We start from the raw sequence: 23,333 nt of genomic DNA on the forward strand, positions 1-23,333 counted from the left end.
TGCAATCCTCCATCTTTCGTACAGCACCGCTGTCGATCACTCAGCTAGCAAGCAACCTTCAGCGTTCGTGGCACACCTGCTCTTTATAAGGACTTCTCGCGCATCCCGGCCGCTGAACGCAACTACCTGCGCCTGATGTTCACCGATACCGTCATTCGCGGTATGCACACCGCCTGGGAGCAGGATGCGCGCGACGCCACGAGGGACCCATCGATCTTCATGTGATCAGAACCGGGGACAGGATGACACCGCAGCAGGGTGGGGCTGGCGCTCGGAGGCCGGCGGGACCGGGCGGTTCCGGGCCGGTGGACCAGAACTTTCTCGACACCATTGCGGTCACGGTCGATCTGCTGCTCGGCGCAGACCACAGCGCGGGCTTTTCGGGTCTGGTGGTGTCTGCGGCGGACGGTGTGGTGACGGTGTACCGGACGGCTCCGTACACCGCCGAGATCGACCGGGTTCTGCGCGAGAACATCGGCATGGATCATCTCGTTGTTGCGACGGCGCCGTACTCCCGGGCGTATCTCCGCCAGATCAGCGACCGCATCGTTGCCGACTGGGAGTTCTGGCGGCAGCGCGGCGTCGTCCTGTCGTCCGTCGGCGCCGCGGCAAGGGGCGAGTCCGTCCGCCTCGGAATCGAGGACGAGGCCAGTGCGCCAGCGGTGCTGGAGTACTACGCGGGCCTTCCGATCACCATCGTCCAAGAAAAGATCATTATTTTCTGAGGCGTTCCCGGTAAGTTCCCGAAGGGTTTACCGGAAGCCGCCTACCCCGGATGGTCGGACCGGAGAAGGCTCGTGCCATGACGTCAGCCCGTCGCCTCCTGGTGCGCGCCGCAGCCGTCGCGGTGACCCTCGTCTGCACGGCCGCGACCACCGCAGTCGCGGCCAGCCCGACAGCTACGGCGGCCGCCGGGGGGCGGAGCTGCCCGCCCGCGGCGGCGGCGGTGGGGTTCAGCGACGCGCTGGACAAGGCGTCGGTGGGCGGGGTGGCCGTCGGGGGGTTGTCGGGGATCGCGGCGGACCGGCGCAGCGGCGGATATGTGGCCGTCGAGGATCACAGTGGGACCGATCCGGCGCGGCTGTTCTTCCTGCGCGACCCGCTGCACCCGACGCTGACCGGGGCGCTCGTCCTGCGTCACCCGGACGGCACGCCGTACGACGCGAACGGTTTCGACGGTGAGGGCGTCGCCGTGCTGCCGGACGGGCAGTTCCTGGTCAGCTCGGAGACCGAGCCGTCGGTCCGCGTCTTCGGCCGTGACGGCAGGCAGGCCGGGGAGCTGGCCGTGCCGGCGCGGTTCGCGGTCGCGCCGGCCGGCGAGGCGACGGCGAACGCAACACTGGAGGGGCTGTCGGTCTCGCCGTCGGGACGGTTCGTCTACGCGGCTATGGAGGGCACGCTGGCCGGGGACGCGCCGGCCAGCGGTGTTGAGGGCCGGTTCCGCCGGATTCTCGTCTACACCGCGGACCGGACCGCACCCGGCGGGTTCCGGCTGGTCCGCCAGCTCGGCTACGAGGTCGACCCGGGCAACCGGATCGCCGAGGTGACGGCGTACGGCGACGGGCGGCTCGTCGTGCTGGAGGCGGCGTTCACCGCGAAGGTCGGCAACACGGTGACCCTCTACGCCGTCACCGGCGCGAACCAGGCGCCGGACGTCAGCGGCGTCGCGAACCTCTCCGCCACACCGCGCGCCGACATCGTCGCCAAGCACCCGGTCGCCGATCTCGTCCGCTGCCCGACGCTCGGCGCGACCAGCAAGGAGCCGCAGGTCAACCCGCTGCTCGACAACTACGAGGGTCTCGCCGTGGCGGCGCCCGCAGGCCGTGGCCCCGCCTCGCTCACCCTGGTCAGCGACGACAACTTCAGCGCCGCCCAGACCACCCGCCTGCTCACCCTCACCGCGCTGCTGCCCTGAGCCGGCCGGTCCGCGGCGCCGCCAGCCCAAACACTCTCAACCGGCCGCCGGCAGCCGCTCCTGCAGACGCTGGCTGAAGGTAAATGTGTAAGGCAGCAGTTTGAGTGTCTCGACAGTCACCTCAATTCCATGGTCCTGCAGACTTTCCGCCAGCCGTGCCCACGTGTGCGTCTCTCCCGTTACCTCGACATCATCTGGCAGAACCACGGTTCGAGCTGTCTCCTCGACTCCCTCCGCGGTGAGATGAGCCCAAGGCGTGTCTCCCACCGGCTCGCCTACCAACCAACTGGTCCAGCCCCGATCGCTCGTCAACGTAAGTCGCCGGCCATCAGAGAGCATCGCAATCTCTTCTACCCGGAAATCCAGAGCCTCGCCGATCGGCTCACGGGGCCGACCCGCCCCGCCTGTCAACCAGGCCGATCCCGGGGCACTATCGTCGATGTCACACCAGGCGCCTAGACCCACGACTTCCACGGTCACCACACAACCCTGTCTCGGACCCACTTCAGCTTCAGCCCTGAGCAATGATCCACAATTCCCCCGCTGAGGCGCCTCGTCACCGTGCAACTGCAGGAACTTTACGGTGACGGCAGTTGGCGAAACAGTGGCACGAAAGGTAAAGCAACAGTCGCCCCCGGCGGGGGCAGTGGCAAGTGGGCCACGGGGCGAGCGGGCCGCATCACCAGGAGCATGACCGGGTGGCTCAGCGTGATCGACGTGGATCCGGTCAATCTATCCGACGACAATAGCGTGAAAATTACAACCGGCAGGAACGTCGACTGCAGGCGGTAGGTCAGATTCCACCGCATGCTGGACGCAACCAGCAACGGTGGCACCGGATGCAGCGGCAAGGAGGGTCAACCTTGCAGATGAGATCCAGCTTTCGCAGATAGCGGTGCGTTCGGACGCCGCAGATGCCGCCCCAGCGAGCACGCCTGGCGGTGACGCGTCGCTGGCTTGGGAGCCGCCGTGTAGTGGGTGCCGGTGCCGCGGGGGGCAAGGACCGCGCGGATCATCGGGACCTGCAGCGGTAGCCGGGCCCAGGCGAAGGCCGCCGCGGCGACGTCGCTCGGCTGACCGCCGCCTTCCCGGGCCCCGGTGGTGGCGTCCAGGGCCATCTGCAGGTTTCCGGGCCACACGGCGAGGAGCAGGGCGGCGCTGGCGGGCCCGGCCCAGCGCGCTTTCGCGAGCAGCCCCGCGGCGCAGGCCAGCTCGGCGACGCCGCTGGCGTACACGATCTCGCGGGGGCGTGGCAGCGCGGGCGGTATGAGCGGTTCGAAGACCGACGGGCGCACCAGGTGCACCACCCCGCTGACCAGGAAGGCCGCCGTCACCAGCGACGGGCGTGATCGGCTGCGCGGCAGGTGCGTCATGGGCGAATTCAACCAGCACGGCGCCCCGGCCGCCCACTGTCGGGCGGCTGGGGCATCGATCCCGCGACGAACACGGACTGTCCACTGTCCGCCCGGACGGGCCGACCGTCGGCGCATCGTCGAAGGTGGCGGCGGGCAGCGTCACAGCCATCCCTCGCCAACCCGCCCGCCAGCGGGTACCCGGGCTGGCGAGCCGCAGGTCACAGGCCTGACGGCGCCGCGGCGACCCTGCCCGGGGGAACACCCCCGGGCAGCGACACGTCCTTCGTCCGCCGGTGGCGATGCCAAGGTCCCGCGACAAAGCTCCATCGGTCCCAGCCTGTTCGTCACTGACGGCGATGCACAGTCGTCTTGACGATCCGTCGGTGACCGACCTGAAGGAGAGCCAGCGTGCCCATCTGGCACATCCGTCCGTACGAGACCGTCGACTACGCGGCCACCGTGCGTCTGTTGGAGGAGGTGCACGGCGCGCCGGGCGGCTCGCCGATCAACCTGACCGACACCGTACTGGCGCTGCGGCACGACTCGCCCGACGCCGACACCGAGACCCCGGCGGTGGTCGCCGTGGCCGGCGAACACATCGTCGGGGCCGCGGTCGGGCGCAAGGAGGGCGGGCAGGGCCGGGTGCTCACCGTCGCCATCGCGCCGGCCTGGCGACACCACGGGATCGGCTCCGGGCTGCTTCAGGCCGTCGAGAACCAGCTGCTGCACGTCGGCTGCCGCCGGATCACCACGCTGATCAATCCCGGCCAGCCCGACGAGGAGGCGTTCCTCAACCGCGGTTTCACCGCCACCGGGCAGGTGCTCTACGACAAGCAGATCCCGCTGCGCCCGGCGGACGTGTCAACCGTGGAGCGCTGGGGCGGGGCGCTGCTGAGCGCGTCGGAGTGGTCGAACCTCGCCGGGATGGAGGAGGAGCGCTCGATGATCGAGAAGCGCCTGCTCCTGCCGGTGCGGGAACGGGAGCTCGCCGAGGCCTACGGCGTGGTCATCCCGACCGCGATGCTGCTGTTCGGGCCGCCGGGGACGGGCAAGACGTCGTTCGCCCGCGCGGTCGCCGCCCGGCTGGAGTGGCCGTTCGTGGAGCTGCTGCCGTCCCGGCTGGCCTCGGGCGCGAGTGGGCTGGCCGCGGAGCTGCGCACGGCGATCAACGCTCTGATGGGCGTCGAGCGGGTCGTCGTGTTCATCGACGAGGTCGACGAGATCGCCCAGTCCCGGGAGGTCCGGCCGGAGAACCAGTCGGTCGTCAACGAGCTGCTCAAGGCGATCCCGCTGTTCCGGGGGGTGCAGGGCCGGCTGCTGATCTGCGCGACGAACGCGGTGTCCGCGCTGGACCCGGCGTTCGTCCGCCCGGGTCGGTTCGACCTCGTGCTGCCGATCGGCCCGCCGGACGCCTCCGGTCGCCGGGTGCTGCTCGCCGGGCTGTTGGAGCGGATCGCCAACAAGGCGGAGATCGACCTGGACGCGGTGGTCGCCGCCACGGACCTGTTCACCCCGGCGGACCTCACCGCGGTCGTGCAGCGCTCGGCCGCGGCAGCCTTCCACCGCGCCACGGACGGCGCCTGGCCGACCGGCAAGCCCGATTCGGACGCGGCCGGACCCGAGGGCGGCCCTGACCCCGCCGTCACGCCGCTGCGCACCGAGGACCTGCTCGACGCCGCCCGCCAGGCCCGCCCGACGATCAGCCTGACCGAGCTGGACCGTTTCCGCCGGGACGCGCAGGCCTTCACCCGGATCTGACGGCCGACTCCCACGGTCGTGCCACGTGCCACGGCTTCGCGCCTCGGGGCTGCGTGGTTTGTCGTTCGTGACCGTGACCGCCTGCCGTCCGGTGCCGCCGCGACGGGACCGCCCGCCCGTCGCGGCCGGGTCGAACGGCGGGCCCGCGCGGGACCTGGGATCGGTCCTTGTCCGACGTTCGGCAATTCCGGGGAAATCTGCGGCTGACGCCGGGAAACTAACCATCGTCACGAATTACCCGACTCCCCGTCTCTCCACCACGGCCCTCGAGACAGGTGCATCGCCATGACAGTCGGAAACCGCGCTCTCTACATCGTCGTCTGCGGCGGCGGGTATCCCGCCGGCGACCTTCCCGCCTTCGTCGAGCAGGCGCGGGGCACCGACTGGGACGTCCGCGTCGTCGCGACGCCGGCGTCGCTGAAGTTCATCGACGCCCCCCTGCTCGGCGAGCTCACCGGGCACGCCGTGCGCAGCGAGTACGTGCTGGTGGAGGACGACGACGAGGAACGGCCGATCCCGGACGCGGTGGTCGTGGCGCCGGCGACCTTCAACACGGTGAACAAGTTCGCGACCGGGATCTCCGACACCCTGGCGCTGAGCCTGCTCAACGAGACCATCGGCTCCGGCATCCCGATCATCATCTCGCTGCCGCCGAACCCGACCCACGCCCGGCACCCGGCGTTCCTGACGAACATCGCCACCCTGCGCTCCTGGGGCGTGGAAGTAATCTTCGACTACGAGGGCATCGTCCTGGAGGACGTCCCCGACATCGAGGCGTGGAAGGCGATGTTCCCCTGGCAGCAGACCTTCGACGCCCTGGAGGCGACGAAGAAGCTCTGACCCGGCGCCGACGCCGGCCCGGGGCGCCGGGGGGCGTTCCTCACTCGGTCGTGGGGATGTCCCGGCCCTCCCCGGGCTGGTGCGGCTCCGTCGGGAGACGCGGGCCGCGGGCCCGGGACAGGTCGAGCGCCGCCGCCAGTGCGACGGGAGCGAGGACGAGCAGGAACCCGCCGCCCACGTAGTTGTTCTCCCAGCCCCACCGGTCGTAACGGATCGACTCGGCGATGGGCATCAGCGACCAGGTCGCGCCGATGCCGAAGGCCGCGGCGGCCCAGCCGGGTCGCCGCACACTGATCACGGTCGCGGCGAGAAGACCGACGAGGGCCGTCGCCGGCACGGCCATCTCCACGGTGTCGAGCAGGCCGCCGTAGCCGCGATAGGCGTTGATCGGGAAGCTGTAGTACAGGTACTCGTGGTAAGCCGAGTGGTACAGCCAGCGGCCGTAGACCAGCGCCCCGGCGAGGAACAGGCTGACCGACGCCGCCGTGGCGACCAGCGCCCGGCGAGGCAGCGGCGCCGGCAGGCCGGCCCACGCCATCGCGGCCAGCAGGAACAGCACGACCAGCAGGCAGAGCTGCGGCCGTTCGATCTCGGTTCGCGCCGCGACCAGCACCGCGGCACCTACCGCCAGGCAGGTCAGGAGCAGCAGCGAACGGGCCGCACGGCGCGTGCCGACCAGCGCCGCGAGGAAGGCGGCCATGGGGAGCGGGTAGATCGCGGCGCCGACGGTGACGAACGGGCCGAAAGTCAGCCCGCTGCCGATGTCATAGCCCAGGTCCGTTGGCCGCGGTTCGGGCAGCACCTCCGCGACGACGAACAGGAACAGGGACAGCGCCGCCACCGACCCCAGCGCCAGGACGGCCACCCGGTGCCGGACCACCGCGGGCACCCGGCCCAGCACGGCACCGAACCGGGCGGCCAGGCCGTGCGCGACCAGATCCGCGACCTCGGCCGGGCTCGGCCTCGTGCGGCCGGCGGCGTCGGCCACGTCCAGCAGGGTGGCGACGACCTCGTCCTCGTGGAGCTGTCGCCAGGGCCGCGGATAGCACCGGAGCAGCCGACGGTAGGCGAGTTCGCCCGCGGGCCGGGTCACGCCGGTGCCGTCCCCGGCCGGCGGCGCGAGCGCAGTCGACGGTCGGCCTCGGCGGCGTTCGTCCGCAGCAGGACGATCTGCCCGGCGAGGATCTCCGCGCCCAGGTCGGTGAGGTCGTAGTAGCGCCGGAGCCTGCCGTCGACCACCTCCTCGCCGCTGGGGCGCACCAGGCCCTCACCTGCCAGCCGGTCGAGCGCGGCGTACAGCGTCCCCGCCCGTAGCGTCACCCGGCCGCCGGTGATGGAGCCGATCTCCTCGATCAGCGCGTATCCGTGCTTGGCCCCGTCGGCGAGCGCGGCGAGGACCAGGAAGGTCGGCTCACGCATGTCCGCTTTACTCACATGGTCAGCATATACCGATGATCTGACTGTGCGCCGCGGAGCGCGCGCCGTCGACAGGGCCAGGTCGTTCTAGGCGTGCAGGGGAAGGTCGATGGTGGCTCTGGTCGGGCCGCCGGGCGGGCTGGTGAGGTCCAGGGAGCCGTCCACGGCGCGGACCCGCTCGACCAGGCCGGCGAGGCCACCTCGGGCGGCGCGGTCCAGCGCCGCTCCGCCTCGGCCGTCGTCGGCCACGGTCATCCGCATCCGCCCGGCCCGGCCGGTGACGGTCACCCACACCTCGTCGGCCCGGCTGTGCTTGGCCGCGTTGGTGAGCAGTTCGGCAGCGCAGAAGTAGGCGATCGTCTCGATCGCGGCGGACGGCCGGTCCGGCAGGTCGACCCGGACCTGCACCGACTGCGGGCCGCGGGCGGCGAGGCTCGTCAGCGCCGCGTCGAGGCCGGCGTCGAGGATCGGCGGGTGGATGCCGCGGGCGAGGTCGCGCAGCTCGACGAGGGCCGCCTTCACGTCGCGGTGGGCGGCATCGACCCGGGATCGGGTCTCCGCCAGGTCGACGTCCTCGCCGCCGGTGGCGAGCTGTTCGCGGACGGTGCCGAGGTTCATCGCCATCGCGACGAGGCGGGCCTGGGCGCCGTCGTGCAGGTCCCGCTCGATGCGGCGCAGGGCGGCGGCGGAGTCGTCGACGACGGCCGCGCGGGTGAGTTCCAGTTCCCGCATCCGTGCCTTCTCCAGGGAGCGCCGCGTCGGCCCGAGCAGGCCGCGCACCAGCAGCCGGTCCAACGCCACCAGGGCTCGGACCAGGAACAGGCCGACCACGACGAGCACCACGCCGGCACCGACCGCGAGCAGCAGCCGCGGCCAGGTGTCGAGGAAGTAGTTGTCGGTGAAGGACGCGCCGCGGTGCGGGCGGCCCCGGTCGTCGTGCTCCACCGGCAACCAGCGCCGCCACACCGGGTACGTGAGGTAGCCGAGGCCGCCGATCCAGCCGGTCACCGCGGCGACGGTCATCCCGATCGCCAGCGGGAACTTCAGCAGCAGGTAGAGGAACGTCCGCCAACCGGCCCCGTCACCCAGTCCCGAGCGGATCCACTGCCAGGCGCCGGGATGCCGCGGGCGAAACGGCGGCGGCCCGTCGACGCGCTCCCCCAGCACCCCCGCGACCAGCCCACGCTGCGCGGCACCGAGGCCACGCGCGCCGACGAGCAGACCGGCGAGCATCGGCAGACCCAGGAACGTCACCGACAGCGGCGGGCCGGCGGACAGCGAGAAGACGACGTAGACGAACCCGAGGATCGCCAGCGGCAGCGTCGCGAGCGAGTAGCCGAACTCACGGGCCGCCCGCCACCTCGGCCGGCGCGTCGAGCGGCGTGGCTCCGGCAGAACAGGGTGGCTGGGTGCACCCGGCTCCACGGGGCCGACGGAGGCCGGCCTCGCCGAGTCGGAATCCGGCGCTGGCGGAACGGTCATGGTCATCGACGCCTCGGGGGTGCGGGTGGCTGGGACACTCGCCGGCCCCCGGTTGCCGCCACCCGCGTGACGACCACCGGCGGCCGCCGGCTGACATCTCCCACACTGCCCGCGGCGGTGGCGGGTTCCCAGCCGGTACACCCGCGTTCGGCCTTCGGGTTATCCCAACCCCGAGCCGCCTGGCCACCCCCGCCTCACCCCCCGGCCGCGACGCTCAGCCGACGAGCGCGCCTGGGTGATCGCGGCGGTCCGCCGCCGCGGCCGGTCAGCCGGTCGCGGCGAGCTCGGCGATGGCGGCGTCGGCGGCGAGCAGCCGGCGGGCGTTGTCGACGTGCAGGTTCTCGATCATCCGGCCGTTGACGGTGACGACCCCGAGCCCGGCCGCCGTCGCCTCGTCCCAGGCCTTGACGATCTCGGCGGCCTCGGTGAGCTGCGCCGCGGACGGCGAGAACGCCTCGTTGCACGGCGCGACCTGGCCGGGATGGATCAGCGTCTTGCCGTCGAAGCCCAGCTCACGGCCCTGCTGGGCCTCGGCGGCGAAGCCCTCGGCATCCTTGACGTTGTTGTAGACGCCGTCGATGATCGCCTTGCCGGCGGCCCGCGCCGCGAGCAGGGCGAGACCCAGCCCGGCCAGCAGCGGCGCCCGGCCGGGAACGTGCTCGACGCGCAGTTCCTTGGCCAGGTCGTTGGTGCCCATGATCAGGACGGTGAGGCGCGGCGAGGCCTCGGCGATCTCCAGGGCGCGCAGCATCGCGATCGGCGTCTCCACCATCGCCCAGATTTTGGTGCGCTCCGGGGCACCGGCGGCGACGAGGGCCTGCTCGATCGCGTGCACCTCCGCCGCCGAGCCGACCTTGGGCACGAGGACGGCGTCCGGTCCGGCCTTCGCCGCGGCCCGCAGGTCGTCGGCGTACCAGGCGGTGTCCTGCCCGTTCACCCGGATGATCAGCTCGCGCCGGCCGTAGCCACCATCGGCGACAGCAGCGCACACCCGGTCGCGGGCAGACTCCTTCGCGGACGGGGCGACCGCGTCCTCCAGGTCGAGGATGAGCGCGTCGGCCGCGATGCCCTTCGCCTTCTCCAGCGCCCGCTCGTTCGCGCCCGGCATGTAGAGCACCGACCGTCGCGGCCGATAGTCCGCCGGCGTCGCCTGAGTCCCGTCGGCCGTCACCGTTCTCCTCCTGCGCTCGCTTGCTCCCACGTCCCACTGCGACCTCAGGCTACTGTCCGGCACGGACACGCGCCCAGATCGTCGACCGGCGCCAGCCACCGCCGATCAGAGTGCCACCCGAGGACATACCAGCCCGGTCCAGTGGCGGTCGGTCGCCCTCGAATCTTCGTATCCTTGGGCAGGTGATGCCCAGGTGGACCCCCAGTTTCGCCGCTAGCAGTGCGACCGCAGAGCCCGGCGGTCAGGGGTCGGCCTACGACCACCGTGCCGGTAGGTTGCCGCCGCAGGCTGCTTTAGCAGTGAGCTCAGACCAGGTTGGGGCAAGATGAGCGACAGCATGGTGCCGGTCGAGGTGCGCGAGGAGCGGGACTCGTTCGGTCTCGGCACCGGTGTAGAGGCCGAGGAGGTGCAGGATGCCGACCAGATTCGACGGCCGTTCGATCCGGACAGAATTGAAGTACAGACCCGAAACCCGACGGTCGACCTGCTTCTGTCCCGAATACGAACCGGTCGAATCGACCTGCAACCAGATTTTCAGCGGCGACGAGGGATCTGGACCGATGAACGCCAGAGCCGCCTCGTCGAATCACTTCTCCTCCGCATTCCTCTGCCCACCCTGTATGCTGCAGAGGCAGATGACGAGCAGTGGGTGATTGTCGATGGGATACAGCGCCTCACCACGATCTCGCGTTTCATCGAACCCGGCGCGATAGGCGCGGAACGCCTCATACTCAGGGGCCTCGAATACCTGGGTAAATCGTACGATGGCGCCTCGTTCGATGAGCTTCCAGGTCGACTACAAACTCGCCTGCGAGAGACCGAACTTGTTGTTCACCTCATTCGCCTCGGAACGCCAGAAGAAGTTAAGTTCAACATATTCGCCCGCATCAATACCGGCGGCCTTCCCCTCTCCACCCAGGAGCTTCGCCATGCTCTCATCAAGGGTGCCGCGAGGAAAATTCTCAAGGAATGGGCCGCGACGGATGAGTTCACGTCGGCGACAGGCGGAAGCGTACGCACCGAACGCATGGCAGACCGTGAAATGGTGCTGCGATTCATCGCTTTCAGGTTGACAAACCCCGCCGACTACTCCTCCCAGGATTTCGACGATTTCCTTCGGACAGCGATGAAGCAGCTCGACAACATACCCGACCCCCAGCTGCATACCCTCCACAACGAGTTCACCGGTTCGATGCGGGCCGCGGCGGCGATTTTTGGCCGTCACGCCTTCCGGAAACAGTATCCGCACACGAATAACAGGTTTCCCATCAACAAGGCAGTTTTCGAGGCCGTCGCCGTGAATCTGGCCCCCCTGACTGACAAACAGATCGAGACACTGACTCGGAAGGCGAGCAAAGTCAACGCCCTGTTTGGCGAGCTGATGACGGACTTGACGTTCGAGCGAGCGGTCTCTCAGGGAACCGGGGACGTCGCGAAGGTGAGACTGCGCTTCCGCGCCGTCAACGAGCTGTTCCACGAGGTCATCGATGATTAGTCGCATCCGTCTCGGCAACTTCAAGGCATTCGCTCGACTGGACATCGGTATGGCGCCACTTACCCTCCTGTCGGGCATCAACGCAACCGGAAAAAGTACAGTGCTACAGGCACTGGCGATCCTTCGACAGTCGTTCGACGCGGGAATTCTGCCGGAGGAGGGACTTCTCCTGAACGGCGAACTCGTCTCCCTGGGCACCGGCAAGGATCTGCTGCACGAGGACTACGACGAGGATGAGCAGCCAGCAATATCCATTCATCTGACGGACAACGACGAACAGTATCTCTGGGCCGTTGGATACAGCCGCGAGGACGATCTGCTTCAAGCTCATTCCAGGCCAACGTCTCCGCTCGCCGCGCTTGCCCTCTTCCAGCCTGGGTTCCAGTATCTTCGGGCTGACCGCGCGGTTCCCGCCGTTACCTATCCGAAATCCTACGAGGCGGCCATCAGACGAGGCTTTCTGGGTGTGACCGGTGAGCACACGGTCAACTATCTCCGTTCGCACCAGGACGACCGCCTGCCGGACACTGCGCCTCGCCACGACCGAGCCGCATCGTCGACCTTGCTCGATCAGGTCACGGCCTGGATGCAAGAGCTGTGCCCCGGCGTGAACCTCCAGGTGAATGACCTGGAGGGCACGGACCTCGTGCAGCTGGACTATGGCTTCTTCGGCACTGCCGGCCTCAGGGCCTCGAACCGGTACCGTCCCACGAACGTGGGATTCGGTCTCACATATGTGCTACCCGTTGTGGTCTCCTGCCTCACAGCCGCACCCAATACAGTCATGCTAATTGAGAATCCGGAGGCGCATCTCCATCCGCACGGACAGACGCTCATGGGAAAACTCGCGAGCCGTACCGCCGCTGGCGGCGCCCAGGTCATCATGGAGACTCACAGTGACCATGTTCTGAACGGGCTTCGCATATCCGTCAAAGATGGCGTCCTGCAGCCGACCGAGGTGGCCCTGCACTACTTCCATCGAACAGCCACGGGTTCAATCTCATCGACCAGACCCATGATTGGCCCCGACGGCATGCTGTCGGACTGGCCGAGCGGGTTCTTCGACGAGTGGGACCGCACCCTAGATAATCTACTCTCATAGGCGCCATGACAATCTTGTTATTTCTAAACGAACTCTCACACACCAATGTCGATGGTGCACCCAATCTCGACCAGGAAGAGGCGAATTTACTTTTCAACAATCTCGTCAGGGTTATTGTCAACATCCGTAGCCGCCGATCCGACGTCGCGCTCGTCTCCGCTAAGCCGTTGCGCGATATACACTTCGGCGATATCTTCGTGTTCGCCCGCTGGGCTGCAGACAAGAGGAACAGGGACCATTTTCGTCTGCTCCGCGCGGTACAGAACAGGGCGCCGTTCCGGGACGTTGGCCCGATCAGCGATGATGGTCTTATCGCCTATCTGGTCGACGGCGTGGAGGCACATGGCCTGGGATACGCACATGCGTTGGACGGTCTCGCACTGAGCCTTAACACTTCCGACCGCTGGGACTCCGCGGAGATTAACATCGAGCGGCAGGAGATCGTGGAAGGTCACAGCAGCAGACTCGAACAGATTTCGTCATTTACGGTCGTACGTCACGCAGCACGAATTACCCACGTCACCGTTCACGACGCATGGCTTTCGACGGCCGGTCTCCAGCGGATTCGGACAGCCGGACAGCTGTGGGAGGCAAGAGCCGATGCCTTTCCGGACCTTCTCTTCCTGCCGCGCGTGGCGTCCGACCTTCCATTGCTGACCCCCCCGCAACTGAAGCAGGTTGTCGATCGTCTTGTGGAATTAGGCCAGGCGGTCAGGAGCTGGCGCCCGACGAACACGCCGCTGCCGGAGTGGAGGTCGAAGGTCACACCAGAAGCAGAGCAGCGAAGGCTGCTGTGTACATTCGAGGACCTCGACGGGGAGAGGCGTACCTTCGATCTTCATGCCAGATTCACGCCCGGCGCGGGAAGGATCCATTTCCGAGTAGACCACACTAAGCAATCCTTGATAGTGGCTTATATCGGGCGAAAGATCGAACATCGACTTTGATCGCTTATCAGTCTGTCGAATGGTCAGGGCGGGCGAAGAGGCGGAAGAGCAGGACCGTCGACGGGACGATCACGGCCATGCCGGCGGCGATCGCGATGAGCAGGGCCACCAGGTTCGGCTCGGGGGCCGCCGAGGAGGCGACCGTCGCGCGGCCGACGACGAGGTCGGGGTACTGGGCGGCGGCCCCGCCCCAGAGGACGCCGGCGACGGCGAGGCCGGCGGCGAGGCGCGCCGCGGTGAACCGGCGCCGCCAGAGCAGGACCAGGGCGGCGATCCCGCCGGCGGCCGAGGCCACGGCGAACGGGACCGAACCCTCGCCGAAACGGTGGGCGACGACCGGGGCGTGCGACCACAGCAGCGGCAGCAGCACGGCGGCGAGCGTCCCCGCGGCCAGTGCCCCGCCGAGGGCGCGGCGGCGCAGGCCGGGCACGAGATGCTCGGTCGCGGGCGACGCCGCCGCGTCCCGGCACAGATAGACGGCGGCGAGGAAGGCCGTCACCGTGACCGCGAACAGGCCGCAGACCAGGCCGAACGGGTTCGTGAACGGACGGGCCGGATCGCCTTCGGACAGATCGCCGGTGGCCAGGGCAGCGCCGGTCACCCCGAGCGCGAACGGCGTGATCGTCGACGCCACCGCGAACACGTGCCCCCAGAGATGGTCAGGGCCGGCGGCGCCGCCGCCATAGGCGCGGTAGACGTAGGCGCTGCCCCGCAGCACGATCCCGACCAGCGCGGCGAGCAGCGGTAGCGCCAACGTCGACCCAATGACACCGAACGCCGCCGAGAACCCGCTGAACAGCGCCACCAGGACGAAGATCAGCCAAACGTGGTTGGCCTCCCAGACCGGCCCGAGCGACGCGGAGATCAGCCGCCGCTGGTCCGCGGCGTCGCGCCCACGGGCGAGCAGGTCCCACACGCCGCCACCGAAGTCGGCGCCGGCCAGCAGCGCGTACGCCGTCAGCCCGCCAACCATCACGATCAGCAGCAGGTTCGCCGCGGTCATCGCGCACCCCCCGGCCCGACCGAGGCCGGTACCGGCGCTTCCGGCGACCGGCGACCATCGCGCGCGTCGGGGTCGGGGCCGCCGGTGGCCATGCGGCGCAGGATCAGCACCAGCGCGGTCGCGAGGCCGAGGTAGAGGGTGACGGTGCCGGCGAACGTCCAACCGATGCCGGGGCCGCCGGCGGTGACGGCGTCGGCGACGCGCATCCGGCCGTAGACGATCCAGGGCTGGCGCCCGCCCTCGGTGACCTCCCAGCCGGCGAGCATCGCGAGCATCGAGGCCGGCCCGGTGGCCACCGCGGCCCAGAGCCACAGCCGGCCGGTCGGCAGCAGTGGGCGCTGGCCGCGCCGCCGGCGGCGGAACATGACGATCGCGACCAGTGCCGCCAGCGCGATCAGCGCCGTGCCGAGGCCGACCATGACGGTGAACGCGGAGTGCACCAGCAGGGCGTTCGGCCGGTCGGCGGGCGGCGCGGCGTCCAGCCCGGTGATCCGGTGATCGGTGTGGAAGCCCTCCAGCAGCGACAGGAGTTTCGGCAGCTCGATGCCGTAGCGGACCGTCCCGCTCGCCTCGTCGTAGAAGCCGCCGATGCTCAGCGGCGCGCTGGACCGGGTGCGGAACAGACCCTCCATCGCGGCGAGCTTGAGCGGCTGGCGGGCGCCGACGACGCGGGCGGCCAGGTCGCCGGAGACGAGCTGCAGCGGGGCGCACGCCAACACGACCGTGAGCCCGACCCGCAGGCCCCGGTGGTGGTAGTCGTCCCGGCGACCGCGCAGCAGGCCGACGGCGTAGATGCCCGCCACCACTCCCCCGGTGCACATCAGCGCGGCGAGCAGCATGTGCACGACCTGCACCGGCGCCGCCGGGCTGAGGAAGGGCGCCAGCGGCTCGGCGGAGACGACCTTCCCGCCCACCTCGCGGACGTGGCCGGGGACGTTCATCCACGCGTTCGCGGTGATGATGAACAGCGTCGAGAGCGTGCCGGCGATCGCGATCGGCCACAGCGTCAGCCAGTGCGCGCGCGGCGAGAGCCGCCGCCAGCCGTACAGGTACATCCCGAGGAAGATCGCCTCGGCGAAGAAGGCGAAGCCCTCGAGGGTGAACGACAGTCCGAGCACCCCGCCGTAGCGGGCCATGAACGCCGGCCACAGCAGCCCGAACTCGAACGACAGCACCGTGCCCGACACCGCCCCCACCGCGAACAGCACGGCGAACGCCCGCGACCACTTCCGCGTCAGCGCCAGCCACACCGGGTCACCCGTCCGAATCCAGCGGCCCTCGGTGTAGAGCAGCAGCCACGGCAGGCCGACGCCGAACACGGCGAAGCAGATGTGGAACGCCAGCGAGAACGCCGTCTGCCCCCGCGCCAGGTTGGTCGAACCCGACGCGAGCACCACGGCCCCGGCCGTCATCCGCCTGGTCCGATCGGAGGGGCCAGCTCGACCCATCGCCGGGACATCTGCGCCATCCGGACCACCTCCGCGCCATCCGCACCGGTCGCACGCGAACAGATCTTCTACTCATCGTAGAAACTTCTACGGACCGTAGAATAGCCCGTCCGGGCGGGATCGTGCGGCCGGGCGGCAAAGCCCTGTTCTCCCGTCGATAGCGTGCGTGGTCGGGCCGGCGTTGCCGTCCGACGGAAGGAGGCAGGTGGGAATGGGTGTGCGGGTGCCGGTGATCGCGCTGACCGGGTACCTGGGCGCGGGCAAGACGACCGTGCTCAACCACCTGCTCGCCGCCCCCGGGGCGCGCCTCGGCGTGGTGATCAACGACTTCGGCGCCATCAACGTCGACGCCACCCTGGTCACCGGACAGGTGGACGAGCCGGCCTCGATCGCGGGCGGCTGCGTCTGCTGCCTGCCGGACACCGACGGCCTGGACGAGGCGCTCGCGAAGCTGTCCCAGCCCCGGCTACGGCTGGACGCGATCATCGTCGAGGCCAGCGGCGTCGCCGACCCGCCCAACCTCGCCCAGCTCATCCGGTTCAGCACCGTGGACCGGGTGCGTCCCGGCGGGCTCGTGGACGTCATCGACGCCGCCGCCTACTTCGACACCGTCGACCCGGGCACCGGGCTGCCGCCGGCCCGGTTCGCGTCAGCCTCCCTCATCCTGATCAACAAGACCGACCGCGTCGCGGCGGCGCGGCGCGACGTGACGGTCGCGCGCATCATCGACCGGATCCGCGCGAGCAGCCCGCACGCGCACGTCGTCGCCACCACCCACGGCCGCCTCGACCCGGAACTCGTCTTCGACGCCGCGAACCCGCACGACCCCGTCGACGAACTCCCCCTCGCCGCCCTCGCCAGAGAAGATCACCACCACGGCGACCATCCGCGGGCGAGCGCGGTGACCGTCGAAGCCGTCGCGCCGGTCGACCCCGGCCGGCTCGTCGACCTGCTCGAGGACCCGCCCGCCGGCGCCTACCGGCTCAAGGGCACCGTCGCCGTCACCACCGCACGAGGACCACGCGATCATCTGGTCAACGTGGTGGGACGGCAGATCCACGTGACCGCGCGCCCCACCGTGCCCGGCCCGCGCGGCCTGGTCGCCATCGGGATGGATCTCGACCCCACCGCCGCCCGCACCCGGCTCGAGGCGGCGCTCGCGCCCTGCGAGGGCCGGGCCGCCGCCGACGGCGTCCGCCGCCTCGGCCGGTACCGGCGGCTGGCCACCTGAACACCACGACACGCCCGGCCACCCGTGCCTGGGCTGCGCTGGCGAACGCCCGCACCGCGGCAGGCACGAGGATGGCGGGGTGATCGAGACGAGGCAGTGGCAGCTGACCGTCGCATCCGGTCTGGATCTGCACGTCGAGGAGATCCGCCCGGACGGTGCGCCGGCGGGCACGGCGCGCCTGGCCGCCGAGCTGTCCTGGGACCCGGCACCGCCGCGCCCGGTGTCCGGCACCGGGCAGCCCAGCGAGGGGCTGTCGGACTCCGGCGACGACGGCACCATGGTTCCCGTCGTGCTGGTGCACGGCATCGCGGGCAGCGCGGCGGACTGGGCCGCCGTCGCGCCCAACCTCGCCACCAACCGCCGGGTGATCGCCTATGACCAGCGCGGGCACGGAGCGAGCGGACCGGCTCCGGGCGGACGGCCGGACTACACGTTCGACCTGCTGCTCGCCGATCTCGGGGTGGTCGTCGACTCTCTGGACGCGAAGCGCATCGACCTCGTCGGCCACTCGATGGGCGGCGTGATCTCACTTCGCTACGCGCTCGATCACCCTGACCGGGTGCGTTCGCTGGTGCTCGTCGACACCGCGGCCGCCCCGGCCACTGCGACCGGCCCGCTCGCCCGCCGCGTGGTCGGGGCGCTGCTGGACCGGGTCGCCGCGTTCACCTCGGCGCACCGCCGCGCCACCGGCCCGGCCGGCGGCGAGAGCCGTGCCGCCGGCGGTGGCGGGCCCGGCGGAATCGAGGCCGTGCGGCACGACGCGAGTCCCGCGCAGCGCCAGGTGACGGCCCTGAGCCAGATGGATCCCGAGGCCGTCGCGGCGCTCGGCCGGGAACTCGGCCGCTATCCGTCGCTCGTGCCGCGCCTCGGCGAGATCACCGCACCGACCACCGTCCTGGTCGGCGAGAACGACACGAGCCTGCGCGACTCCGCCCGCACAATGACGGACGCCATCCCGAACGCCCACCTCGCTGTGATCGCCGGCGCCGACCACAGCCCCCACGCCAGCCGCCCCCTGGCCTGGCTCACCGCCCTCGACAACCACTTCGCCCGCCTCACCGCGGCCCGGTAACGATCAGCCGACGAGCAGGACGGCGCCCCTCAGCGCGCGCCACCGACCCCAGGTGGCGGTGAGCCCCGCGCCGCTGGGCGCCATCCACACCCCCACCACCCTGCGCCTGCCTCGTACTCAGTCACGGTCGCGCGCACGGCTGCGCTCAGCGGCGTCGTGACCTGCTGACAGGTTCGCGGCGCGGGGCCGGGCCTGCCACGGCGTGCGGTCTGTAGACGACGCGTTATGAGATCGCGTTCACGCGTGGGTCATCGGACCGGATGGTCTGGTTCCCCACGCGTGGATGGCCGCGGCGCCGCCGAGAGGCGGGTTCCCGGGCGAGGAGAAACGCCGCGGAGGTGCTGACGATCAGCAGCAGACCCCAGATCTGGTGTACCTCGTCCCACTGGGCGCTGGTGGTGGCGACGAACAGCGCCGCGCGGCCGGGCAGCGCATACAGCGCGCCGACCACGATCAGATAGACCGGGGCGGCCACGACTCCGATGGAGCCGTCAGGGCGCAGACGGGCCACCCCGACGGTGATGGCGACGGCGAGGACGAAGATGGTCGCGGCTTCCAGGGTCAGCGCCGGCAGGCGCAGCGGCGTACTGACGTGGCTGACCGCGACCTGGTGGCCGGCGGTGGCGGCGGCGAGCCAGCCCAGGACGCTGGCTGGCACCGCGACGGCCACCCGCAGGGCGTAGCGCAACGCGCGGGAGACCGGCAGCACCGACGTCGTCGCGGCGCTCGGATCGTCCAGGACGAAGGTGACGCCGAGAGCTGCGATCATGGCAGCGAAGCGCAGCAGGCCAGCCCACGATCCGACGTCCAGGTCCGTGCCGCCGGCCGCGGGCGCGACGACGAGGGCAGCCGCGAGTGTCGCGCCGACGAGCAGCGGGATCTGTCTTGTCGCGCGCAGGGTGGGACCTACCAACGAACGGGTGATGCGCAGGCCGGTCAAGGGCAGACCCCGTCCTGATCGGCCGGCGGCACCTCGACCCCGAGCAGCGCGCCGACCCGCTCGAACGTGGTCCCGGCCGCCGTCAGTTCCGGCCAGGAGCGCAGTACCCGGTCGGCGATGACGTCCGCCGGCTGGGCGAGCATCCGCAGTCCGAGGGTCAGGGCTCGGGTCGGGATGTCGTAGCCACTGTCAAAACCGCCGGTGGGGATGGTGACGCCGCCAGTGCTGCCGGAGACTCGGCTGTCCAGCCCGTGTCGGCTGCGCGCGGTCGCCTGGCCGGCAAGCCAGATCATCAGCGCCCCTCGTGCCTCGCAGACCACGGTCGCACCGGTCGGCGCGGTGACGTTGGCGCCGAGGACGACGCGGTAGGCCAACTGGCCGGCGAGCCCGAGCACGGAGTCGTCGTCGTTCCAGTTTGTCGCCACGGGAACCGCACCGGGGGTGCCGTGGCGGAGGTCGTCCGCGCGCCACTGGGCCGCGGGGACTTCCGGCGCCAGACCGCCACCGGACTGCGCGCTGATCGCCCACACCCGCTGACGGATGGTCCAGGGCTGCTTCATCACCTCAGGCGGCGTACGACGCAGGATGCCGTGGACCACGCCGTCCCAGCCGGCGATCTGGGGGGTGAAGGCGGGGAAGACGCAGTAGGCCAGGGTGCCCCGGTGTTCGCAGGTCTGCCGGGACGCCGGCTGATAGGTGGCCTCCGACCGGGCCATCATCAGGTCGCCGGAGGGTGATCGCAGTTGCAGCACGCCGGCGGCCACGGTCAGCGCCAGGCCGCCGGCAGCAACGGTGCCGAGCGCGGCGCCGCGTCCTCGGCTCACGGCCAGTACCGCGGCCACCAGGAGCGCCGTCAGGCCGACAAGGTAGGCCAGGTGCCAACCCGCCGGACGTCCCAGCAGGCCCGCGGGAAGCGGGGGTGACCCGTCAGGCCGGGAGGCCAGCGGCAGCAGCCACTGGGCCGACGAGTCGGCCAGCCGTCCTGGCAGCAGGGCCGCGAGAATCAGCACCGCGAGCACGACCGAGGCCAGCGGCGCGACCGCGGGCGAACGGAACAGCTCCCCGAGCAGCACCCCGAGCGCGCCGAGGAGCAGCACCATCGCCGGCCCGCAGGCGAGCTCGAACGCGCTCGGCGCGCCGGACGCCCCGGGCCGCGCGGCGAGCACGGCGATGCGCGCGCCAACCAGTGCCGCCGCGATCAGACCGATCGGCACAAGCGCCGCGAGCATCGCCGCCGCGCGGTGGCGGGAGGGCAGCACCAGCACGTCGAGCAGGGGCTGCGTTCCGTTCTGGACCGGGCGCAACGTCGCCAGGTTCGCGGCCAGCAGCGTCGCGAGGGCCAGCGGTAACAGCCGGATCTGGGTGCCCCGGTCGGAGTCCTGCAGGACGGGGAAACGCCCGGCCGGCCCCTGCGTCGCCCAGGAGTAGCCCCAGGGGATGAGGTAGGCGGCGATCCCGACCAGCACCGCCGGGTGGCGGGCCAGGCGTACCGCCTCCACCCGGGCCAGTGCCAGGCAGGCCCGGCCGGGTGCGGGTCGCGCGGCGGTTGCCGTGCCGGTGTCCGGCGATGGCGCGTGGACGGCGGCGGGTGCGCTCACGCCGCCGCTCCCGCTCCGTGTGCGCGGGCCGGATCGAGCAGCAGAAGGTAGCCGTCCTCCAGGGTTGGTTCGACCAGCGGCGCCCCGGGCGGTGGATGGCCGACGTTACGGTGGACGCCGGTCCCGGTGCGCCAGGAGACGAGTGCCTCCGGGGCCCGGACCGGACTCGACCAGACGCGGCCGCGCGCGACCGTGGCGAGTTCGACGGGGTCGCCCTCGAACCGGATCATGCCCGCGTCCAGCACGATGACGCGCTGGCACACCGTCGTGACGTCTTCGGTCTGATGGGTCGACAGCAGCACGGTGCGGCCCTCTCCGAGGCCGGCGATCAGTTCTCGGAAGCGCAGCCGCTGCTCCGGGTCGAGACCGACGGTCGGCTCGTCGAGCACGAGCAGCCCGGGGTCCCCGAGCAGGGCCGCGGCGAGTGCCACCCGCTGCCGCATGCCACCGGAGAGGGTTTTGATCTTCCTGGTGCGCTGGTCGGACAGTCCGACGGCGGCCAGGACCCGCCGCACCTCGTCGTGGCGGGCGGGACGGTCCGTCAGCTCCTTGAGGATCGCGACGTAGTCGACGAACGCGAACGCGGTGAAGTTCGGGTAGAAGCCCGGGTTCTGCGGCAGGTAGCCGAGCCGGCGCCGCACGGCCAGTCGACCCGGGGCCGTCCGCGGGTCGGCGCCGAGGACGCGCAGGTCACCGTGGTCGGCCACGATCGAGGTCGCCAGAATGCGCAGCAGGCTGGTCTTGCCCGCGCCGTTGGGGCCGAGCAGCCCGGTGACGCCGGTCCCCAGGCTGAAGGAGACGTCGCGCAGGGCCACCGTCGCGCGATAGCGCAGTGTGAGGCCCGTGGCGGTGACGGTGGGCTGACTCATGAGTTCCTCCAAGGTCCGGCGGACCGGGTCAGGTTCAGGTGCCGGCTGGTGGCAAAGGCCGATCGGGTGGCGGTCAGCGCGAGACCGGCGACCAGCGCGGCGCACGTCACCCACAGCTGACCGGCGGGCGTGAAGATCGCGGACGTCCCGGTGCCGGGATGCACGGTCGCGGCCAGGGCCGCGATCCAGCCCGCGCCGGAGAGCACTGCGGCGTTCACCGGCCCGACGTGGGCGGTCATGGCCAGTGTCAGCAGGGTCAACGCGACCCCGGGCAGCAGCCAGCCGAGGACGACCAGTCCGAAACCGGGCAGGGCGAGACTCGCGCAGCCGCTGAGCGCGCTCGTCGCCGCCAGGACGGCCATCGTGCGCAACAACAGCAGACGAAACGTGTGCAGCGGTGTCACCGACACCAGCTCGGAGGTGGGATCCAGGCGCGGCCCGAAGGACAGCGCCACCCCGATGACCGGCAGCGCCGGCGCGACCCCGAGGAAAGCCATCGGCGCCGCGGCCTCCTGCGCCAGGTAGGAGACGAGGGTGGTCAGCGCGAGGGTCAGCACGACTGCGGCCAGCCATGACACCCGCAACCCCGGCGTCACGGCGAGGAGCCGCGCGGTCGCCTCCGGCACCCCGATCCGCACCATCGCCCGCTCCACCGGCCCGCGGGACGGGACGTCGAGGGCCGCGTCCAGCCGGGACCAGCCGGCCGTCACCGTCCGCGGATCGGCGGCCAGGGCCAGCCGCTGCCGGCACAGCGCGCAGGCGACCAGGTGGGCCTCGACCGACCACAGCCCCGGCGGGCCCAGCGCCCCGGCGCCATACCGGCGCAGGTCCTCCTCGTCGACATGCCATTCGGCGTCATGGGTCGTCATGCCAGCTCCTGACGCAGCTGTCGGCGGGCGCGCATCGCCCGGGTCTTGACGGTGCCGACGGGGATTCCCAGTAGCACGGCGGCATCCCGGGTGCTCAATCCGTCCAGGACGGTGGCCTGCACGACCGCCCGCAACTCCGGCGACAGCCGGCGCAGCGGGCCGGCAATGTCCCCGTGCTCGATCCGCAGCAGAATCGCGTCCTCGGCGGACGGTTCGTCGCGGACGCGCAGCCGGCTGACGGCGGAGGCGAGCCGCTGCCGCGCACCGTGCCCGCGCAGCGCGTCGATCAGCCGCCGCGACCCGATCCGCCACAGCCAGCCGGCCGCGTCACCGTCCGACGCCCCGGGGCGAAACCGGTCCGAGCCGCGCCAGACCGACAGGAACGTCTCCTGCACGACATCATCGACGATCGCCGGGTCCGCGCAGCGCGCCCGCAGCCGCGCCGCCAGCCACGGGGCGTGGCGCCGGTACAGAACCTCGAACGCACCGCGGTCACCCTCGGCGATGCGACGCAGCAGTTCAGCGTCCCCGCGCCCGTCCGATGACTCGCTCACGCCCTTCTATCGTATGGAAAGCGCCGATCGGTTCGCTCCCGACCCGGACATCCGGCGGCTGGCATCACGCCGGCCTCGGCTGCGGCAGCCACCGGTACGAAATCGGCCCGCGTCTCACCGGGGCGGCAGGCAGGGTTGGGCCGGGGCAGGGTCACGCCGCATCAGCGACGAGCACCGACTCATCTACAAGGTTGTAGATGATGAGATCCGCATAGCCCAGTGCAGGTACCACTACTGAAAGTGCTGCGGCGCTCTCCGCCGCCGCTGG

At 70.8% G+C, this 23,333-nt stretch carries 23 protein-coding genes and 1 pseudogene; 11 read left to right on the forward strand and 13 right to left on the reverse strand.

Going from position 1 to position 23,333, the window contains the following annotated elements:
* Positions 1-87: 87 nt before the first annotated feature.
* From MXD60_RS22220 to MXD60_RS22230, 3 genes and pseudogenes are all read left to right on the forward strand, one after another.
* Positions 88-225, forward strand: a pseudogene (locus tag MXD60_RS22220) (hypothetical protein); the annotation flags it as partial.
* Between the two features lie 80 nt (positions 226-305).
* Positions 306-725: a hypothetical protein gene (locus MXD60_RS22225; RefSeq protein ID WP_248821274.1), complete on the forward strand. Its 420-nt coding sequence runs from the start codon at positions 306-308 to the stop codon at positions 723-725.
* A 77-nt stretch (positions 726-802) separates the two neighbouring features.
* The gene (locus tag MXD60_RS22230) at positions 803-1,915 is read left to right on the forward strand and encodes an esterase-like activity of phytase family protein (RefSeq protein ID WP_248821275.1); all 1,113 of its coding nucleotides are present in this window, start codon (positions 803-805) and stop codon (positions 1,913-1,915) included.
* A gap of 36 nt (positions 1,916-1,951) precedes the next feature.
* Here the strand turns inward: MXD60_RS22230 and MXD60_RS22235 are convergent, their stop codons facing one another.
* Together MXD60_RS22235 and MXD60_RS22240 are read right to left on the reverse strand one after the other, a co-directional pair.
* Positions 1,952-2,395, reverse strand: coding sequence for a hypothetical protein (locus tag MXD60_RS22235; protein ID WP_248821276.1), 444 nt, complete (start codon positions 2,393-2,395; stop codon positions 1,952-1,954).
* A gap of 377 nt (positions 2,396-2,772) precedes the next feature.
* Complete coding sequence (locus MXD60_RS22240; protein WP_248821277.1) at positions 2,773-3,288, reverse strand: DoxX family protein; 516 nt, start codon at positions 3,286-3,288, stop codon at positions 2,773-2,775.
* 390 nt (positions 3,289-3,678) lie between these two features.
* On the opposite strand from MXD60_RS22240, the gene MXD60_RS22245 reads away from it, so the two are divergent.
* A complete protein-coding gene (locus MXD60_RS22245; RefSeq protein WP_248821278.1) occupies positions 3,679-5,028 on the forward strand; it encodes an ATP-binding protein in 1,350 nt (449 codons plus the stop codon).
* Between the two features lie 285 nt (positions 5,029-5,313).
* Positions 5,314-5,868, forward strand: a complete 555-nt coding sequence (locus MXD60_RS22250; protein WP_248821279.1) for a flavoprotein — start codon at positions 5,314-5,316, stop codon at positions 5,866-5,868.
* A 40-nt stretch (positions 5,869-5,908) separates the two neighbouring features.
* Here the strand turns inward: MXD60_RS22250 and MXD60_RS22255 are convergent, their stop codons facing one another.
* The 4 genes from MXD60_RS22255 to MXD60_RS22270 form a co-directional block, all read right to left on the reverse strand.
* On the reverse strand, positions 5,909-6,961 hold the full coding sequence (locus tag MXD60_RS22255; protein WP_248821280.1) for a hypothetical protein: 1,053 nt from the start codon (positions 6,959-6,961) through the stop codon (positions 5,909-5,911).
* Positions 6,958-7,302 carry a PadR family transcriptional regulator gene (locus MXD60_RS22260; RefSeq protein WP_248821281.1) on the reverse strand — a complete coding sequence of 115 codons (345 nt, stop codon included), beginning with the start codon at positions 7,300-7,302 and terminating at the stop codon, positions 6,958-6,960. The genes MXD60_RS22255 and MXD60_RS22260 overlap by 4 nt, the downstream gene beginning before the upstream one ends.
* A 69-nt stretch (positions 7,303-7,371) precedes the next feature.
* Positions 7,372-8,772 (reverse strand): sensor histidine kinase, encoded by a 1,401-nt coding sequence (locus tag MXD60_RS22265; protein WP_248821282.1) that lies wholly within the window; start codon positions 8,770-8,772, stop codon positions 7,372-7,374.
* Between the two features lie 259 nt (positions 8,773-9,031).
* Positions 9,032-9,937: an HpcH/HpaI aldolase/citrate lyase family protein gene (locus tag MXD60_RS22270; RefSeq protein ID WP_248821283.1), complete on the reverse strand. Its 906-nt coding sequence runs from the start codon at positions 9,935-9,937 to the stop codon at positions 9,032-9,034.
* 325 nt (positions 9,938-10,262) lie between these two features.
* Between MXD60_RS22270 and MXD60_RS22275 the strand changes: the two genes are divergently transcribed.
* Genes MXD60_RS22275 through MXD60_RS22285 form a run of 3 tightly spaced genes read left to right on the forward strand, consistent with a single transcriptional unit; the run spans position 10,263 to position 13,481 of the window.
* The gene (locus MXD60_RS22275) at positions 10,263-11,432 is read left to right on the forward strand and encodes a DUF262 domain-containing protein (protein ID WP_248821284.1); all 1,170 of its coding nucleotides are present in this window, start codon (positions 10,263-10,265) and stop codon (positions 11,430-11,432) included.
* The gene (locus tag MXD60_RS22280) at positions 11,425-12,534 is read left to right on the forward strand and encodes a DUF3696 domain-containing protein (RefSeq protein ID WP_248821285.1); all 1,110 of its coding nucleotides are present in this window, start codon (positions 11,425-11,427) and stop codon (positions 12,532-12,534) included. The genes MXD60_RS22275 and MXD60_RS22280 overlap by 8 nt, the downstream gene beginning before the upstream one ends.
* Positions 12,535-12,539: 5 nt before the next feature.
* Positions 12,540-13,481, forward strand: coding sequence for a hypothetical protein (locus MXD60_RS22285; RefSeq protein ID WP_248821286.1), 942 nt, complete (start codon positions 12,540-12,542; stop codon positions 13,479-13,481).
* Between the two features lie 7 nt (positions 13,482-13,488).
* Here MXD60_RS22285 and MXD60_RS22290 read toward each other — a convergent pair whose 3' ends face one another.
* Both MXD60_RS22290 and MXD60_RS22295 read right to left on the reverse strand, forming a co-directional pair.
* Positions 13,489-14,484, reverse strand: a complete 996-nt coding sequence (locus MXD60_RS22290; RefSeq protein ID WP_248821287.1) for a cytochrome d ubiquinol oxidase subunit II — start codon at positions 14,482-14,484, stop codon at positions 13,489-13,491.
* Positions 14,481-15,896: a cytochrome ubiquinol oxidase subunit I gene (locus MXD60_RS22295; RefSeq protein ID WP_248821288.1), complete on the reverse strand. Its 1,416-nt coding sequence runs from the start codon at positions 15,894-15,896 to the stop codon at positions 14,481-14,483. The genes MXD60_RS22290 and MXD60_RS22295 overlap by 4 nt, the downstream gene beginning before the upstream one ends.
* 247 nt (positions 15,897-16,143) lie before the next feature.
* Here MXD60_RS22295 and MXD60_RS22300 point away from each other — a divergent pair, with 247 nt between their 5' ends.
* Both MXD60_RS22300 and MXD60_RS22305 read left to right on the forward strand, forming a co-directional pair.
* Positions 16,144-17,163, forward strand: coding sequence for a CobW family GTP-binding protein (locus MXD60_RS22300; protein ID WP_248821289.1), 1,020 nt, complete (start codon positions 16,144-16,146; stop codon positions 17,161-17,163).
* 79 nt (positions 17,164-17,242) lie between these two features.
* Positions 17,243-18,235: an alpha/beta fold hydrolase gene (locus MXD60_RS22305; RefSeq protein ID WP_248821290.1), complete on the forward strand. Its 993-nt coding sequence runs from the start codon at positions 17,243-17,245 to the stop codon at positions 18,233-18,235.
* Between the two features lie 223 nt (positions 18,236-18,458).
* On the opposite strand, the gene MXD60_RS22310 is transcribed toward MXD60_RS22305, so the two are convergent.
* The 5 genes from MXD60_RS22310 to MXD60_RS22330 are packed head-to-tail and all read right to left on the reverse strand — an operon-like array spanning position 18,459 to position 23,065.
* A complete protein-coding gene (locus tag MXD60_RS22310; RefSeq protein WP_248821291.1) occupies positions 18,459-19,175 on the reverse strand; it encodes a hypothetical protein in 717 nt (238 codons plus the stop codon).
* Positions 19,172-20,773: a hypothetical protein gene (locus tag MXD60_RS22315; RefSeq protein WP_248821292.1), complete on the reverse strand. Its 1,602-nt coding sequence runs from the start codon at positions 20,771-20,773 to the stop codon at positions 19,172-19,174. Before MXD60_RS22315 ends, MXD60_RS22310 begins: the two co-directional genes overlap by 4 nt.
* Positions 20,770-21,642, reverse strand: a complete 873-nt coding sequence (locus MXD60_RS22320; RefSeq protein ID WP_248821293.1) for an ATP-binding cassette domain-containing protein — start codon at positions 21,640-21,642, stop codon at positions 20,770-20,772. The genes MXD60_RS22315 and MXD60_RS22320 overlap by 4 nt, the downstream gene beginning before the upstream one ends.
* Positions 21,639-22,511 (reverse strand): cupin domain-containing protein, encoded by an 873-nt coding sequence (locus tag MXD60_RS22325; RefSeq protein ID WP_248821294.1) that lies wholly within the window; start codon positions 22,509-22,511, stop codon positions 21,639-21,641. The genes MXD60_RS22320 and MXD60_RS22325 overlap by 4 nt, the downstream gene beginning before the upstream one ends.
* Positions 22,508-23,065 (reverse strand): RNA polymerase sigma factor, encoded by a 558-nt coding sequence (locus MXD60_RS22330; RefSeq protein WP_248821295.1) that lies wholly within the window; start codon positions 23,063-23,065, stop codon positions 22,508-22,510. The genes MXD60_RS22325 and MXD60_RS22330 overlap by 4 nt, the downstream gene beginning before the upstream one ends.
* Positions 23,066-23,078: 13 nt before the next feature.
* Here MXD60_RS22330 and MXD60_RS29010 point away from each other — a divergent pair, with 13 nt between their 5' ends.
* Positions 23,079-23,303, forward strand: coding sequence for a type II toxin-antitoxin system YoeB family toxin (locus MXD60_RS29010; RefSeq protein WP_283098793.1), 225 nt, complete (start codon positions 23,079-23,081; stop codon positions 23,301-23,303).
* Positions 23,304-23,333 lie beyond the last annotated feature (30 nt).

Origin of the sequence: Frankia sp. AgB32, assembly GCF_023243045.1 — a bacterium.
GTDB lineage: Bacteria > Actinomycetota > Actinomycetes > Frankiales > Frankiaceae > Frankia.